The following is a 17,033-nucleotide window of genomic DNA, read 5'->3' as shown; positions in this document are numbered from 1 at the left end:
TATGAGTAATAACGATAAACATAAAGAAGAAGCAGAAAAAGCTAAGAAAAAAGAACAAGAAAACAAAAAAGATAACGATAAAGGACAAGATGAAACAAAAGACAACATTCAAGACACTTTTGAATAAATATATCTTATCTTAAATTTCAACGCTTGAGAGGCTGGGACATAAATACATGTCTCAGCCTCTTTCAATTATTATGGTAGTAGCTGAAATGCACTTATATCAAGCTTTTTTAACCCTAGTAATCTATGCCGGGGCGGGACTACGAAATCTTTTTAATAAAATGAGATTTCTGTCCTACTCCCTCATTCTTATTATATTTTTGAATAATATGGTGTTACAAAATGTTCTTATTGACAAAAGATTTAATAAGACTTATCGTAGTGTTAACAAATCAATAAATGCACTAGGGGCGTTTTAAACTGAGACAGACCTGAAAAAGTCTGAACCCTTTGTACCTGATCTAGATTATACTAGCGTAGGAAAGTGTTCGTGAATCTTATAATATTCATTTTTATAATGATAACAATATTTTTATGCGCTTCTATCTAGATATAGAAGTGCATTTTTTTATATAAAAAAGGAGAATTAGTTATGGCAAAAAGATTAACTTTATCTGATATTTTAGTAACTGTATTAATAGGTGCTGTATTTGCGATTATTTATAAATTTTTATGGTTACCGTATGAAGTTTTAAAACCACTTGGTCTCCATTTAGAGCAATCTATTTATGGTTTTTGGTTTATTGCAGCTATTATCACTTATTTGATTATTCAAAAACCTGGTGTAGCATTATTAGCAGAATTTGCAGCGGGTGCTGGCGAAACAATAGTTATGGGACAATTTGATATTCCTACTTTTGTATATGCCCTACTTCAAGGCTTAGCTTGTGAAATTGTATTTTTAGCTGTTCGATATAAATCGAGAAAGTTATCTGTCGCTATTATAGCTGGAGCTTTGGCTGGTATCATTACTTTACCCGTTGATTGGTTTTATAATTATTTAGGCGATGTTGCAACTTGGAATATTATATTAATGTTCAGCATAAGAATACTGAGCGGAGCTATATTAGGTGGCGCGCTTGGATACGCTATTGTACGAGCACTTGATCGAACTGGTGTTACTAAACTATTCAGACCTTCTTCTAAAAAAGATTACGACTTATTATAGGAGCTATAAAATTGTTATCACTTAAAAATCTTAGACTTAAATATCCAGATGATGAACGTATCATTTTTAAAAATTTAAATATTACTATAAATGATAGAGAGAAAGTTTTATTACTTGGTCCGAGTGGTTCAGGTAAAAGTACCCTATTAAATGTATTAAGTGGCATCATTCCTAGGTCTGTAGATATACCTATGAAAGTTGATGAAAAGCATATTGACCCTTTCCCAGGTGTTATATTTCAAGATCCTGACACACAATTTTGTATGCCTAAAATTAAAGAAGAGTTGGCTTTTGTATTAGAAAATATGAAAGTTGAGCCTAACCGAATGGATTCACTTATATCAAAAGCTATGCAAGAAGTTAACTTAGAGGCAGATCCATCTAAAAAACTTAGCCAACTTAGCGGTGGAATGAAACAGAAATTAGCTATTGCTTCTATTTTATTACAAAAAACTGATACTTTATTTTTAGATGAACCAACTGCAATGTTAGATACATCTTCTACTTATCAACTTTGGGATTTACTCATGCAACATTGGGAAAATCAAACAGTTGTAATTGTTGAGCATAAAGTTGATTATATATGGAATTATGTAGACAGAGTCATTGTCATGAATGATAAAGGGCAAATTACGCATGATAGTACACCTGACGACATATTAAATAACCATACTGACGTATTAAATGAATATGGTGTTTGGCATCCTAATTCATGGGATTATGCACCTAAATCACTTTCTATTAACCATAAATACGAACCTTTATTAAATATAAGCAATCTAGAAATATTACGTCATCGTAAAAAGTTATTTAAAGTAAACGATTTATCTATAAACAAAGGTGAATTAATAGGGTTAACAGGGGCTAATGGAACTGGAAAGACTACTTTTTTAGAAACCTTAATGCAACTTATTAAATATGAAGGAAATATTTATTACAAAGATAAACGTCTAAAAAAAATAAAAGATGCATCCAAACACATGTATTTTGTATATCAAAATCCAGAATTACAATTTATTGAAATGTCTGTTTATGATGAAATTTCGATTAATTTTTCACATCAAAATAAAGAAACAGCACAAGCAAAAACTGAAGAGATGTTGAAATTATTAAGATTAGAACATGTAAAAGCACAACATCCATTCGAACTTTCAATTGGACAGAAAAAAAGATTAAGCGTGGCTACAGCATTAAGCACGCAATCTGAAATCATATTACTAGATGAACCGACATTTGGTTTAGACAGCCATAACACTTTTGAACTGATTAAGTTATTTAAACAGAGAGTTGCAGATGGGCAAACAATTATCATGATTACACATGAAAATGAAATCATAAATCGTTACGCGACCAGAATATTGAACATTCAAAATCGTGAATTAGCCATAAGTGATGGTGACGTTTATGCTGAATAATTGGAAAAGATATTACACTTTCATCGATAACGTTAATATTTTAACTAAACTATTATTAGGTATTTCACTATTTTTCTTTGCCATTTTCATACATGATTTTGATTTCATGCTTTATTTAACAATTGTGATGTTTATATATTTAATATTTATGAGCGGTGTAAAATGGGCGCCGTTGTTAATTGTTATTGCTATTACTTTATTCTTTGGCTTTACTTCCTCGCTATTTATGATTTTTTACGGTGAAGGAAGTCATACGTTGTTTAAATTTGGTATTATCAATATTACGAGTGAAAGCTTAATGAGAGGCTTACACGTTACAATGCGTACATTGGTTATTTCCTTTTATGGAATGGTTATACCTTTCACATCACAAATTATTTCTGTGTTCTATAGCTTCATGCAACATTTAAAATTAAAACCTAAAATAGCTTATGCTTTTATGGCATCTATCAGAATGATTCCTATCATGTTTACATCATTCATCCAATTAAGACAAGCATTAAAAATGCGTTATCAAGTCGTTGATAAAAGTCAGCGTAAAGGACTTAAATGGATAAATCATTTACTTATACCGACATTAAGTCAAAGTATAAGAAAATCTCATAGATTAGCAGTAGCTATGGAAGCTAAAGGATTTACGAATGGTAAACGAACTTATTATTATAAAGTGCCTTTTACAATAAATGATGTGTATTTTATTATAATGTCAATTTTATTAGTTATTTTGGCGTTTTGTTTAGGGAGTTTCTTCCCTATTACAAACATTACTGATATTAGGTAACATTGCGTTATGTTTGACCATATCTTTCCCTAAAAGAACGAAATGTAGCGCAATGAAAAAGACCGATAAAATTTATGCAATCAAATAAATTTTATCGGTCTTTCATTTTATTATATTTGAGCTTTCAATGCTTTATGTCCTATATCTTTTCTATAGAATAAATTGTCGCATTTTATTTTTTCCACTTGAGCATAAGCATTTTTTTGTGCTTCTCTTATATCTTTGCCTGTTCCAATAGAAATCATAACTCTTCCACCGTTATTTTCATATTGTCCTTTTTCGTTCTTTTTCAAGGCGCTAACATAATACTGTTCTATTTGGTCTAAGCCTTCAACTATATGACCTTTTTCGTAATTAGCAGGATACCCTTTTGATGCTAATACAACGCCTACTACACTTTCATCTTTCCATTCAAGCTTGATAGGTTCTTTTTTATATGTTTTTTCTAGCAGTTCAATAAAATCTGAATCTAATTTTGTTAATAATACTTGTGCTTCAGGATCTCCAAATCTCGCATTAAATTCAATAACTTTTGGACCATCTTCTGTTAAAATTGCACCGATATATATTAACCCGAAGTATTGTATACCCTCACTTACAAGTGCTTGAGCTATAGGTTGCGCTACTTTTTGATTTGTTTCTTCGATGATTTCTTTTGAAATATGTGGAACCGGGCAGTAAGCACCCATACCTCCAGTATTAGGACCTTTATCAGCATCAAATGCACGTTTATGATCTTGAGCTATACAATCAAAAGGTACCGCAAATTCTTCATTTACAAATGTCATAACTGAAAATTCTTCGCCTTCAAGAAACTCTTCAAATACAACTTTTTCATCATCTGTTGTATATAAAGTTTCTACAGCTTGTCGAGCTTCTTCTCTAGTCAAAGCTACGATAACACCTTTACCAGCAGCCAGCCCATCCTTTTTCAATACAATTGGTATAGGACATGCTTCAACATATGTTAATGCTTTTTCTTTAGAACAAATTGTTTCATATTCAGCTGTTGGAATATTATATTTGTCCATTATTTTTTTAGCAAATTCTTTTGACCCTTCTAATTGTGCAGCTTCTTTATTAGGTCCAAATACTTTAGCATTTGTTTCACTTAAAACATCAGTTAATCCATCAATCAAAGGTTGTTCTGGGCCGATAATAACCCATTCAATATCATTATTTACAACAAACTCTTTTATCTTTTCATGATTATCTTCTTTAATATTTGAAATGACAGTTGCTACACCACTCATCGCATCATTTCCTGGAATAACAAATACCTCTTCGACTGTATTTGAAAGTTTACATTTTTGAGCTAAAACATGTTCACGACCACCTGAGCCGATTATCAGTACTTTCATTTATGAACCTCCTAATGTTTAAAGTGTCTCACGCCAGTAAATACCATACTTATGCCATATTTATTTGCCATATCAATAGATTCTTGATCTTTTATTGAACCGCCTGGTTGAATAATTGTCTTAATGCCAGCTTTTGCAGCAGTTTCAACTGAATCTCCCATTGGGAAAAAGCCATCAGAGGCTAAAGCTACATTATCATTCATTTCAATTGCTCTATCTATCGCAATTTTAGCTGATCCTACTCTATTCATCTGTCCAGCGCCGACACCGACAGTTTGATGATCATTTGCTAGAACAATCGCATTACTTTTAACTGAACGTACTACTTTCCAAGCAAGTTCTAATGCTTTCCATTGCTCTTCACTTGGTTCAACATCTGTTACTACTTTCATATCTTCTCTTTTAATAATTGCATTATCTTTATCTTGAACTAAGTATCCACCTGAAACAGAAACAAATTCTTGTTCATCTTTTGTTTCAGCCATATCGATTTCTAACAATCTAATATTTTTCTTACCTTTAAGAACTTCCAATGCTTCCTCTTCAAAATGAGGAGCGATAACCACTTCTAAGAAAATAGAATGTAGATTTTCTGCTAAAGCTTTTGTAACAGGTCTATTAAGTGCAACTATTCCACCAAATATTGATTGTGAATCCGCTTCATAAGCATATTCATATGCTTGTTCTATTGTTTCACCTACACCTACCCCACAAGGGTTCATGTGTTTAACAGCTACTGCTGCAGGTTGTTCAAACTTCTTAATCAATGATAATGTTGCGTCTGCATCTTTTATATTATTAAAACTTAATGCTTTTCCATGTAACTGTTTAGCTCCAGCTAAAGTATTAGGCTCTTGAGAAGTCTTAACAAACGTAGCATTTTGTTGTGGATTTTCTCCATATCTTAATTCTTCAGAAGCATCATTAAAGAATTCTACAATCGTATTATCATAATCATTAGTATGTTTGAAAACTTTTATCATTAATGATTTTCTGTAATTCTCATCTAATTCATTGTTCTCTATACGTCGAATCACTTCTTCATAATCATCAGGATTAACAACTGTCGTTACAAATTTGAAGTTTTTAGCAGCAGCTCTCAACATAGTTGGTCCACCAATGTCTATATTCTCAATTGCTTCTTCTTCAGTAACATTTTCTTTTTTAATTGTTTCTTTAAACGGATATAGATTAACAACGACTAAATCGATTAAGTCGATACCTTGTTCCTCTAATGCTGATAAATGTTCAGGAATAGAACGATTTGCAAGTATACCACCATGTACACCAGGGTGAAGTGTTTTTACACGACCATCCATTATTTCAGGAAAGTCTGTTAGTTCTGATACTGAGTACACTTCAACATTCGCTTCTTCTAAAGCTTTTTTAGTGCCACCAGTAGAATAGACTTTGTAGTCATTTTTAATTAAATTACGTGTAAATTCGACAATGTTCGTTTTATCTGAAACACTTAATATTGCATTTTTCATTTTGTAAAGACTCCTTTATTTTATGATTTCTTTAATGACGCGCGGATATAGTTCATATTCTAAGTTCTGTATTCTCAGCTGTAGTGTGTCTCTTGTATCGTCTGGATAAACTGGGCAACTTAGTTGGTCTATAATTTCTCCTGTATCCATACCACTGTCTACGTAATGTACAGTTGCTCCTGTAACTCTTACACCATAATCTAGTGCTTGACCAACTGCATCTTTACCAGGAAAGCTTGGTAATATTGAAGGATGTATATTTAAAATTTTTCCTTCATATTGACTAAGTAAAGTTGGACCTACAAGTCTCATATAACCAGCTAAAATAATCCAACTCACTCTTTCTTGAGATAATCTTGTAATTAGAGCTTCCTCATATTCCTTTTTATTATCATATGTTCTAGGATCAATGATATATACAGGTAGATTAAACCTTCTTGCTCTTTCAACACAAAATGCATTCGGGTTATCTGTAAATAAAGCAGTAACTTCGATATGACTTAAATGACCATATTCAATATTTTCCATAATTTTTTCGAAATTAGAACCGTTACCTGAAGCAAAAATAGCAGTTTTTATCATAATTGAACCCCCGATAAATTCACGTTACCAGAACCTTTTGTAATTTCCCCAATAACGTAAGCTTCTTCGTTCTGTTCTTTTAATGTATTCAATACTTCATCTTTATCATTTTGATCAACTATTAATACGAAACCAATACCCATATTGAACACGTTATACATTTCAGTTGCATCAATCTCGCCTTGTTCTTGCAACCATTTAAATATTTTAGGAATTTTATAAGTATTCACATCAATATTTGCATCCATATTATCTGGAATAGCTCTTGGTATATTTTCTATAAAACCGCCGCCAGTAATGTGCGACATAGCTTTTACTTTCACTTTATTCAATACAGAAAGTACAGGTTTTACATATAATTTAGTAGGTTCTAAAAACACATCTAAATAACTATGTTGATCATCAAATTGGTCCTCTAGATTAATACCACTTGTTTTGATTAAGTTTCTTACCAAGCTATATCCGTTCGAATGAATACCACTTGAAGTTATACCAATAATGACATCATTTTCAGACACATTACTGCCATCGATATATTCATCTTTTTCAACTGCGCCTACACAGAAACCAGCTATATCATACTCACCTTCATGATACATTTCGCCCATTTCTGCAGTTTCTCCACCGATTAAAGCACAGTTTGTTTCTTTACAAGCAACAGATACACCAGAAACGATATTCTCAATCGTTTCCGGATTTACTTTGTTTGTTGCAATATAGTCAAGGAAATATAATGGCTCTGCCCCAGTTGTTAAAATATCATTTACGCACATAGCGACTGCATCTATACCTATTGTGTCATGTTTATTATTATCGATAGCTAATTTTAATTTTGTTCCTACACCATCAGTACCCGAAACTAAAACTGGTTTCTTCATATTTAATTGGGATAAATCAAACGCTGCTCCGAAACCACCTAGACCACCAAGTACCTCTTTTCTCATCGTACTTTGTACGTGAGATTTCATTCTATTAACTGCTTCATAACCTGCTTCAATATCAACACCGGATGCTTTATATGCTTTCGACATTAAGATTACCCTCTCTATCAAAGTATTGTTTGTGTTCACTTAAATATTCTTTTTGTCGTTTACTTAAGTTTTCGAAATAACGTGTTTCATAGTCATACAAACCTGCTGGATAATCACCAGTGAAACTTTCAACACATAATCCGTTGTAAGGTACGTCTAAATCTAAACCAATTGAGTCAATCAAACCATCTACGCTTAAATATGCTAAAGAATCTGCTCCTATATAGTCTCGTATTTCTTCTGGTGATTTGTGAGCAGAAATTAATTCTGATGATGTTGAAACATCGATACCGTAGAAACTCGGAAACATAAACTCAGGAGATGCTATGCGTACATGTATTTCATTTGCACCAGCATCTTTTAGCATTCTTACGATTCTTTTACTTGTAGTTCCTCTCACAATTGAATCATCTACGAGCACTATATTCTTACCGTAAACAATATCTTTTACAGCTGATAATTTCACACGCACACCCTGTTCACGAAGTTCCTGTGTCGGCTGAATGAATGTTCTTGCGACATATTGATTTTTAACTAGACCCATTTCATAAGGTAAGTGGCTTTCTTCAGCAAATCCAGTTGCTGCAGATAGAGATGAATTTGGCACCCCTATTACCATGTCTGCACCTTTTACTGGGCTTTCGTCAGCTAAACGTTTTCCTGATTCTTTACGGACTGCATGAACATTTTTACCCGCAATTGTTGAATCTGGTCTTGCAAAATAAATATATTCCATAGCTGAAATCGCTGTTGAGGTTTGTGTAGTGTAAGATTCTACTCTTATTCCGTCGTCATTAATTACAACATATTCTCCTGCATGTATATCCCTTACAAATTCAGCGCCTAATACATCGATTGCACATGTTTCACTAGCTATAATATAAGCTCCAGTTTTCATTCGACCTACCGCTAAAGGTCTAATGGCATTTGGATCAACTGCTCCATATAATGCATCTTTAGTTAGTAATGCAAACGTAAATCCGCCTTTAATTATGTTTAAACTTTCTTTTAAACTTCCTTCGAAATCAGTTGCTTTGCTTCGTCTGATTAGGTGCATAATCACTTCTGTATCTGATGAAGAGTGAAAAATCGCGCCATCTTTTTCTAGTTTTTTCCTCAAACTTTGTGCATTTACTAAGTTACCGTTATGGCAAACGCCAACACTCATATCGTAAAAATGATATAAAAATGGCTGAATGTTTTCTATTCCTTTATTGCCAGATGTCGCATATCTCACGTGTCCTATTGCATGGTTATAATCTTTGAAAGATTCTAATTGCGCATCAGAAATCGCTTCTGATAATAAGCCTAAACCACGTTCACCCTTTAATTCATTGCCATTTGACCCAACAATTCCTGCTCCTTCTTGACCTCTATGTTGTAAACTGTGTAAGCCCATATATGTTAATTGTGCTGACTCTGGATGATTCCATATACCAAACACGCCACATTCCTCATTTAGACTTTTGATTTCATGCATTGGCCAATTGCCCCTTTCAATTGTTCCCTTATATTCTTCACGTCGACAGTTAATTGTGTAGTTTGGTTCGATAGTTTAAATTGCGTATCGTCAGTTAATTTACCAATTTCAATTGCACCATCGATATCTATTGTTTCGCCTTCTTTTGCTACGACAATATATCGACCTTGTGTTTCACTAAACAATTGTGCGTTTGTAAGTTCTAAATTAACTTCAACTCCTAAATTAAAGTGTGCGCTAAGTTTAGCTAAGCCTATTGCGATTCCGCCTTTACCTAATGCTTGTACATGTGACGCTTTCCCATCTACAATTGCTTTTTTAATTGTTTCTCCTCTTTGTACTTCTGTATTCAAATCTATTTCACAATGTTCATGATTAACATCTCTATATAGAAGTTTTTCGATTTGACTTCCACCAAAGTTATTTTCAGTGTCGCCTACTAGATAAATGCGTTCTGAAGCTTGAGGTTTAAAATCATTTAAATATTCTACATCTTCAATTAAACCAACCATACCAATAACTGGTGTTGGGAATATTGAAGTACCTTTTGTTTCGTTATACAAGGAAACGTTACCTGAAACTACTGGTGTTTTGAGTATTTCACAAGCTTCTGCCATCCCTTTTGTTGAATCAGCTAATTGTTGATATATTTCTGGTTTTTCTGGTGAACCATAATTTAAACAATCAGTCATTGCTAAAGGCGTTGCACCGACTGAAATCAGGTTACGATACGCTTCTGCAACAACCATTTTTCCACCTTCATAAGGATTGTTAAAAACATATCTAGCTTCGCCATCAATAGTTGAAGCAATTGCTTTTTTAGTACCCTCTACTCTAACGACACCAGCGTGAATACCTGGTTTGCGTATAGTATTTGCCCCAACTTGTTGATCGTATTGTTCATAAGCAAATTCTTTTGAAGCTATAGTTGGATGACTAATTAATTGATTAAATACATCTTTTACATCAATATCTTCATATTTATTATCTTTTGTTTCATAGTTAGGTGTTTTACCTTCTAAAATATACACAGGTGCTTCGTCTGCTAAAGGTTCTACAGGTATATCTGCATAAACTTCATCTTCATAAGATAAAACGAAGCGGTTTGTATCAGTTACTTCTCCAATTACTGCAGAATCTAATTCATGATGTTCAAATAAATCTAAGAATTTTTGTTCTGTTCCTTTTTCAACTACAAGTAACATACGTTCTTGAGTTTCAGACAACATCATTTCATATGGTGAAATACCCTCTTCTCTTGTTGGAACTTTTTCTAAATGTAGATGAATACCACTACCACCTTTTGCTGCCATTTCAGAAGATGAAGAAGTTAAACCTGCTGCCCCCATATCTTGAATACCTACAAGCTCAGGATATGTAATTGCTTCTAGTGTTGCTTCCATTAATTTTTTACCAACGAATGGGTCGCCTATTTGTACTGAAGGTCTTTTACTTTCAGATGCTTCACTCAATTCCTCAGAAGCAAAAGTTGCACCATGAATGCCATCTCTACCAGTTTTTAAACCTACATATATTACTGGATTGCCTTTACCTTTTGCAGTACCCTTTTGAATTTTATCGTGATCGATAATACCTACACACATTGCGTTAACAAGAGGATTACCATCATATCTTTCATCAAATTCAATTTCACCAGCTACAGTTGGGATGCCTATACAGTTTCCGTAACCACCTATCCCTTTTACAACTCCGCTAAATAATCTACGGTTTGTTTTATTTGATAATTCACCAAATCTTAAACTATTTAATAATGAAATTGGTCTAGCCCCGATAGATACGATGTCACGGATAATACCGCCTACACCAGTAGCTGCACCTTGATAAGGTTCAATTGCTGAAGGGTGGTTATGAGATTCAACTTTAAATACTACTGCTTGATTATCACCAATATCTACAACACCTGCACCTTCACCAGGTCCCATTAATACGCGTTCTCCAGTTGTAGGAAACTGTTTAAGAAATGGTTTAGAATGTTTATAAGAACAATGTTCACTCCACATAACTGAGAAAATACCAATTTCAGTGAAATTAGGTTTTCTTCCTAATATGCTTATAACTTTTTGATACTCTTCATCCGTTAATCCCATATCTCTATATAAATGTTCAGTTTCGATTTCTTTAATACTCGGTTCTAAAAACTTAGACATGTTGTTCCCTCCAACTTTCGATCATAGATTGAAATAACTTAACACCGCTATCTGAGCCAAGTAATGTTTCCATAGCTCTCTCAGGATGTGGCATCATACCACAAACGTTACCTTCTATATTTGTAATCCCTGCTATATCTTTGTATGAACCATTTGGATTATCTTGGTACGTTAAAATAATTTGATTATGTTTTTTCAATTCTTCATACATTTCATCCGTACAATAGTAGTGTCCTTCGCCATGTGCAACTGGATATACTACTGTTTCATTTTCATCATATTGATGTGTAAATTTTGTTTGATTATTAACAATCGTTAATTCTTCATTTCTGCTAACGAATAAATGATCATCGTTATGCAAAAGCGCACCTGGCAATAATCCGATTTCAGTTAAAATTTGAAAACCGTTACAAACACCTAATACTGGTTTCCCTTCTTCTGCTAGTCTTTTAACTTCTTTTATAATTGGAGCAACTCTAGCCATAGCTCCTGATCTTAAGTAGTCACCAAATGAAAAACCGCCTGGTATCAGAACACCATCAAAACCTTTTAAAGATGTTTCTCTATAATCAACATACTCCGCTTCAACTCCAGAACGTGTAGCAGCATTGTACATGTCGCGGTCACAATTTGAACCTGGGAAGACTAATACAGCTAATTTCATTATGCGTTCTCCTTATCTTCTAAAATTTTAAAACTATATTCTTCAATTACAGTATTCGCAAATAATTTTTCACTAAGTGTATTAACGATATTATGGATTGTTGCTTCATCTGTTTCTTCAACTGTCATGTATATTACTTTACCTACTCTAATATTATTGACTTGCTCATAACCTAAATCGTGTACAGCTCTATTCAATGCTTGTCCTTGTGTATCTAAAACTTGTCCTTGTAATGTAATGTGCAATTCAATATTTTTCATTTTATAGTTCCTCCAATTTATTATAAAAAGTTTCATACGTATCAATTAATGATCCAGTGTCTTCTCTATATACATCTTTATCAAAGTTTTCATGAGTATCTTTATCCCATATACGGCATGTATCTGGAGATATCTCATCTGCTAACAAGATTTCGCCGTCAGCTGTATACCCAAACTCTATTTTGAAATCCACTAATAAAAGATTCATTTCTTCCATGATTTCACTTAAAACTGTGTTAACTTGTAATGCCTTATTTTTAATAACTTCTAATTGTTCTGTTGTAGCAATATTTAATAGTTCTACATGGTCATCTGTAATAAGCGGGTCATTTAATTCGTCTTTCTTATAAAACAATTCTAGTAATGGCTTTTCAAATTGATGTCCTTTTTCAAAACCAAGTCTTTTGCAAATGGAACCAGCTGCTACATTACGTACAACTACTTCTAATGGAAATATTTCTACTGCTTTTACTAATTGTTCCGTATCTGATAGTTTTTCAACAAAATGACTTTCGATGTCTCTTGTTTGCAAAATTCCAAAAATTTTAGATGTAATAAGATTATTTAAACGACCTTTACCAGTCATTTCATCTTTTTTTGCACCGTTGCCAGCTGTGACTTCATCTTTATATTCAATTCTTAAAATATTTTCTTTCTCGGTGTTAAAAACTCTTTTTGCTTTTCCTTCATATAATAGAGTCATTTAATTGTTCCGCCCTTCAAACAAATTGTTAAACATCGCTTCATCTTTATTTAAGTCTTCTGTTAATTTTGTGATATGACCCATCTTACGATTTGTTTTATTTACTTTTTTACCGTACAAATGAACGTGCCATTCCGGATGTTTGTAAAAAGTTTCATATAATAAGTTCACATCTTGACCTAATAAATTCATCATAATCGCTGGTTTCAATAATGAGATTTGCTTAGGTAAGTGCCATCCAGCCACAGCAAGAATATGTGTATCGAATTGAGAATAATCACAAGCTTCTATTGAATAATGACCTGAATTATGTGGTCTCGGTGCAATCTCATTAACAAATAAATCTTGATCGTTTGTTACAAAAAATTCGACTGTAAAAGTTCCTACAAAATGGAGCTTAGTCATAATTTTTTTAACTTCTTCTATTGCTTTGTTTTCTAAATCTACTCGTGCTGGAACAACCGTTTTGTATAATATTTGATTTCTATGTTCATTCTCTTGTAGTGGAAAATAAACTGTTTGATTGTATATATCACGTGTTGCCGTAATAGATACTTCTTTATTAAGGGAAATAAACTTTTCTACAACGCATGGTGTATCAGTGACTAATTTGCGTGCTTCTTCTAGTTCGCTCTTTTCACGTATAATTAACTGACCTTTACCGTCATATCCACCAAAACGCGTTTTGATTATAAATGGAAGTCCAATTTCATCAATAGCTTCCTCAAGATCAGATATTTCTTTAACTTCTATAAAAGGAACAATATTTACGTTTGCTTCTTGTAATGTTTGTTTTTCAGTTAATCTGTCTTGTAATAAAGCTACTGTTTCACTTCCTTGAGGAATATTAAATTGGTTAGAGAGTGTTTCTAATTGATGTGCATCAATATTTTCAAATTCGTAAGTAATTACTTTTGAAATTTCACCTAAACGTTTAAGGGCTAAATCGTCTGAATATGCCGCATTGATAAATTCATGTGCTACATATTGAGCTGGACAATCCTCGTCAGGATCTAGTATTGCAACTTTAAACCCCATTTTTTGTGCCGATTGTGCCATCATCTTTCCTAGTTGGCCGCCACCTACAATACCTATCATGTCACCTGCTTCAAGGTTATAATAAGTCATTTTGCATTTCCTCCACTTTATCAACTAAACTTTCTTCATATTTAACTAATTGATGTCTAACTTTATTATCGTGCATACCTATCATTCTAACTGCAAGAATGCCAGCATTTTTACTACCTGCTTTACCTATAGCTGTTGTAGCAACAGGAATACCTCCTGGCATTTGAACTATAGATAATAAAGAATCTAGACCTTTTAAACTTTTAGATTCTATTGGCACGCCTATAACAGGAGCAGTCGTTAATGACGCTACCATTCCTGGTAAATGAGCTGCACCACCGGCACCAGCAATAATAATATCTATGTTATTTTTTGTTGCACTCTTAGCATAATCAACCATTTTTAATGGTGTTCTATGAGCAGACACGACTTCTTTTTCATATTCAATACCAAAATAATCAAGCATGTCACATGCTTCTTTCATGATTGGCCAGTCGGAAGAACTACCCATTATTACTGCCACTTTCATCTTTGTCACCCTTTCAATTAGTTGAAATGTTAAAGTTTTATTGTGTATATTACAGATATAGCATAACAATTGATTTTGCTATTTTCAATGGAAAAACGAACATTTTTATATTTTTATACAAAAATATTTGATTTATGTTCGTATTAACGACATAATTTACTATGTAAACAATGTTAAAGTTCGATTTATAATTTAGGAGGATTTATATGTCAGCAAAAATATTAGATGGTAAAGAGATTGCAAAAGCATACAGAAGTGGTCTACAAAGTGAAGTGGAAAAATTAAAAGAACAAAATATCGTACCTAAACTATCTGTTATTCTTGTTGGAAATGACGGTGCGAGCCAGAGTTATGTTAATTCTAAAAAGAAAGCAGCTGAAAAAATTGGCATGATTTCTGAAATAGTACATATGGATGAATCATCTTCGGAAGAAGAAGTGTTAAATGAGTTAGAACGCTTAAACAATGATGATTCAGTGAGTGGTATATTAGTTCAAGTACCTTTACCAGAGCAAGTATCAGAAGCAAAAGTACTAGAAGCCATTAACCCAGATAAAGATGTAGATGGTTTTAATCCTATCAACATAGGAAGATTATATACTGGTGAGCGTACATTTATTCCATGTACTCCATTAGGTATAATGGAAATATTAAAACATGCTGATATAGACTTAAATGGTAAGAATGTTGCTGTTATAGGCAGAAGTCATATAGTTGGGCAACCAGTAAGTAAATTATTAACAGATCAAGATGCTACCGTTACTTTATTACATTCCAAATCAACAAATACAGAAGAAGTTCTAAAGCAAGCTGATGTTATCGTTAGTGCTGTTGGCCGTGTACATCTTGTTACAAAAGATTTAGTAAAACCAGGGGCAGTCATTGTAGATGTTGGTAACACACCAGATGAAAATGGAAAACTGAAAGGTGACGTAGACTTTGAAGCAGTAAAAGAAGTTGCGAGTGCTATTACGCCAGTACCAGGTGGTGTTGGTCCATTAACGATTACAATGGTATTAAACAACACACTGTTAGCTGAAAAATGGAAAAATAACATAGAATAAGAAAAAGCCTTAACGCTTTGTTGTACAGAATGATTACAACTGGCGTTAAGGCTTTTTTAATTAATTCACTTTTGCTCGTATTATACGTTTGTAATACTCATTTTTGGACCGAATGGTTCGAAGTTAACATCTGATTGACTAATATTTAATTTAGCAAATTCATCGAATATTGTATCCATAAATAATATACCACCACATAAATAAATGTCAGTATTTTCATTAATCCAATGTTGTAAAGAATCGCTTGTTAAATATCCGTCTCTTAATTTCAAATGATAAGTTACATCGACGTTATCATATTTTTCGTTAATTTCTGTAAGCTCAGTTTTAAACGGAACATCTGCTTCACTTTCATTAACATGTACAAAATGTACTTGTCTTCCTTTTTTAGCTTCATCTTCTAACATAGCAAGCATTGGTGTAACACCTGCACCAGAAGATAATAATAACAATTCTTTACCAGCTTCTGAATTCACTTTAAAGTCCCCTGCTGGTGCTGAAATTTCAATACTATCACCTATAGAAGTATTATCGTGTAATTCATGTGACACGATACCTTTTTTCTCTCCTGTACCTTCTTTTTTAACAGCGAATTTTAATGTTCCATCATTTTCTACAGAATAAAGAGAATAGTGTCTTAATGCTAGATTTTCATCATTTTCAGGCTTCACACGCACTGTTATATATTGTCCAGCTACTAATTCTGGTATTTCTAATGCAACTTCTGGTTCTACTTCAAATGATTTCATTGTCGTGCCTTGATTTAAAATATTCGTAATTTTAAACGGTTGGAAACCATCCCAAGCTGCTTTTTCATACATTTCTTTTTCCATTGAAATAAATACACTTGCTATTTCACCATATGCTTCTTCCCACGCATTCATAATTTCATCTGTAGCTGCATCTCCAAGTACTTCTTTAATAGCTTTTAATAAGTATTCCCCCACTATTGGATAATGCTCTTCTTTAACTTGTAAAGCGCGGTGTTTATGTGCAATTTGATTAACATTAGGAAAGATAGCACCTAAATTATCAATATGTTTTGCAGCCGCTAAAACTGTTTGTGCTAAAGCTGTTTGTTGTTTACCTTGTTTTTGGTTAGATTTGTTGAAAATGTTCAATAATTCAGGATGTGCTTCAAACATTCTTGTGTAAAATACTTTTGTAATTTCAGTTCCGTGCTGTTCCAATACAGGCACTGTTTGTTTTACTATTTCTCTAGTTTGTTCTGATAACATCAGAAGGCCCCCTCTTAAAGATATA

General features: G+C 33.0%; 17 protein-coding genes and 1 riboswitch. Of the genes, 5 read left to right on the top strand and 12 right to left on the bottom strand.

The window, feature by feature from the left end:
• Position 1: 1 nt before the first annotated feature.
• From LQ615_RS13505 to LQ615_RS10480, 4 genes are all read left to right on the top strand, one after another.
• The gene (locus LQ615_RS13505; RefSeq protein WP_016999673.1) at positions 2–127 is read left to right on the top strand and encodes a hypothetical protein; all 126 of its coding nucleotides are present in this window, start codon (positions 2–4) and stop codon (positions 125–127) included.
• A 275-nt stretch (positions 128–402) separates the two neighbouring features.
• Positions 403–506: riboswitch (TPP riboswitch) on the top strand.
• A 92-nt stretch (positions 507–598) separates the two neighbouring features.
• Positions 599–1,174: an ECF transporter S component gene (locus LQ615_RS10490; protein WP_064205035.1), complete on the top strand. Its 576-nt coding sequence runs from the start codon at positions 599–601 to the stop codon at positions 1,172–1,174.
• 11 nt (positions 1,175–1,185) lie between these two features.
• Positions 1,186–2,589, top strand: coding sequence for an ABC transporter ATP-binding protein (locus LQ615_RS10485; protein WP_239703995.1), 1,404 nt, complete (start codon positions 1,186–1,188; stop codon positions 2,587–2,589).
• On the top strand, positions 2,579–3,370 hold the full coding sequence (locus LQ615_RS10480) for an energy-coupling factor transporter transmembrane component T family protein (protein ID WP_239703994.1): 792 nt from the start codon (positions 2,579–2,581) through the stop codon (positions 3,368–3,370). Before LQ615_RS10485 ends, LQ615_RS10480 begins: the two co-directional genes overlap by 11 nt.
• 110 nt (positions 3,371–3,480) lie before the next feature.
• Here LQ615_RS10480 and purD read toward each other — a convergent pair whose 3' ends face one another.
• From purD to purE, 11 genes are read right to left on the bottom strand one after another with little or no spacing between them, the layout of a single operon-like run.
• Positions 3,481–4,731, bottom strand: a complete 1,251-nt coding sequence (gene purD / locus LQ615_RS10475) for a phosphoribosylamine--glycine ligase (RefSeq protein ID WP_064205033.1) — start codon at positions 4,729–4,731, stop codon at positions 3,481–3,483.
• An 11-nt stretch (positions 4,732–4,742) separates the two neighbouring features.
• Entirely contained in the window at positions 4,743–6,221 is a 1,479-nt protein-coding gene (gene purH / locus LQ615_RS10470) for a bifunctional phosphoribosylaminoimidazolecarboxamide formyltransferase/IMP cyclohydrolase (protein ID WP_070045578.1), read from the bottom strand.
• Between the two features lie 15 nt (positions 6,222–6,236).
• The gene (gene purN, locus LQ615_RS10465; RefSeq protein WP_064205031.1) at positions 6,237–6,803 is read right to left on the bottom strand and encodes a phosphoribosylglycinamide formyltransferase; all 567 of its coding nucleotides are present in this window, start codon (positions 6,801–6,803) and stop codon (positions 6,237–6,239) included.
• Entirely contained in the window at positions 6,800–7,834 is a 1,035-nt protein-coding gene (gene purM / locus LQ615_RS10460) for a phosphoribosylformylglycinamidine cyclo-ligase (RefSeq protein ID WP_064211311.1), read from the bottom strand. Before purM ends, purN begins: the two co-directional genes overlap by 4 nt.
• The gene (gene purF / locus LQ615_RS10455) at positions 7,818–9,314 is read right to left on the bottom strand and encodes an amidophosphoribosyltransferase (RefSeq protein WP_064205029.1); all 1,497 of its coding nucleotides are present in this window, start codon (positions 9,312–9,314) and stop codon (positions 7,818–7,820) included. The genes purM and purF overlap by 17 nt, the downstream gene beginning before the upstream one ends.
• Entirely contained in the window at positions 9,293–11,482 is a 2,190-nt protein-coding gene (gene purL, locus LQ615_RS10450; RefSeq protein ID WP_147641053.1) for a phosphoribosylformylglycinamidine synthase subunit PurL, read from the bottom strand. The genes purF and purL overlap by 22 nt, the downstream gene beginning before the upstream one ends.
• On the bottom strand, positions 11,475–12,146 hold the full coding sequence (purQ, locus tag LQ615_RS10445; protein ID WP_016999663.1) for a phosphoribosylformylglycinamidine synthase subunit PurQ: 672 nt from the start codon (positions 12,144–12,146) through the stop codon (positions 11,475–11,477). The genes purL and purQ overlap by 8 nt, the downstream gene beginning before the upstream one ends.
• Positions 12,146–12,406: a phosphoribosylformylglycinamidine synthase subunit PurS gene (gene purS, locus LQ615_RS10440; RefSeq protein ID WP_064205026.1), complete on the bottom strand. Its 261-nt coding sequence runs from the start codon at positions 12,404–12,406 to the stop codon at positions 12,146–12,148. The genes purQ and purS overlap by 1 nt, the downstream gene beginning before the upstream one ends.
• Position 12,407: 1 nt before the next feature.
• Positions 12,408–13,109, bottom strand: coding sequence for a phosphoribosylaminoimidazolesuccinocarboxamide synthase (gene purC / locus LQ615_RS10435; protein ID WP_016999661.1), 702 nt, complete (start codon positions 13,107–13,109; stop codon positions 12,408–12,410).
• Positions 13,110–14,237 carry a 5-(carboxyamino)imidazole ribonucleotide synthase gene (purK, locus tag LQ615_RS10430; protein ID WP_064205025.1) on the bottom strand — a complete coding sequence of 376 codons (1,128 nt, stop codon included), beginning with the start codon at positions 14,235–14,237 and terminating at the stop codon, positions 13,110–13,112.
• On the bottom strand, positions 14,224–14,706 hold the full coding sequence (gene purE / locus LQ615_RS10425) for a 5-(carboxyamino)imidazole ribonucleotide mutase (RefSeq protein ID WP_070045574.1): 483 nt from the start codon (positions 14,704–14,706) through the stop codon (positions 14,224–14,226). The genes purK and purE overlap by 14 nt, the downstream gene beginning before the upstream one ends.
• 206 nt (positions 14,707–14,912) lie before the next feature.
• On the opposite strand from purE, the gene folD reads away from it, so the two are divergent.
• Positions 14,913–15,770 carry a bifunctional methylenetetrahydrofolate dehydrogenase/methenyltetrahydrofolate cyclohydrolase FolD gene (gene folD, locus LQ615_RS10420; RefSeq protein WP_070045572.1) on the top strand — a complete coding sequence of 286 codons (858 nt, stop codon included), beginning with the start codon at positions 14,913–14,915 and terminating at the stop codon, positions 15,768–15,770.
• An 80-nt stretch (positions 15,771–15,850) separates the two neighbouring features.
• On the opposite strand, the gene LQ615_RS10415 is transcribed toward folD, so the two are convergent.
• Complete coding sequence (locus tag LQ615_RS10415) at positions 15,851–17,008, bottom strand: globin domain-containing protein (RefSeq protein ID WP_239703993.1); 1,158 nt, start codon at positions 17,006–17,008, stop codon at positions 15,851–15,853.
• Positions 17,009–17,033 lie beyond the last annotated feature (25 nt).

This window comes from Mammaliicoccus sp. C-M13 (assembly GCF_022386845.1).
GTDB classification, from domain to species: domain Bacteria; phylum Bacillota; class Bacilli; order Staphylococcales; family Staphylococcaceae; genus Mammaliicoccus; species Mammaliicoccus lentus.
The sequence above is the reverse complement of the archived record's forward strand: the minus strand, read 5'-3'. Positions and strand labels throughout refer to the sequence as shown.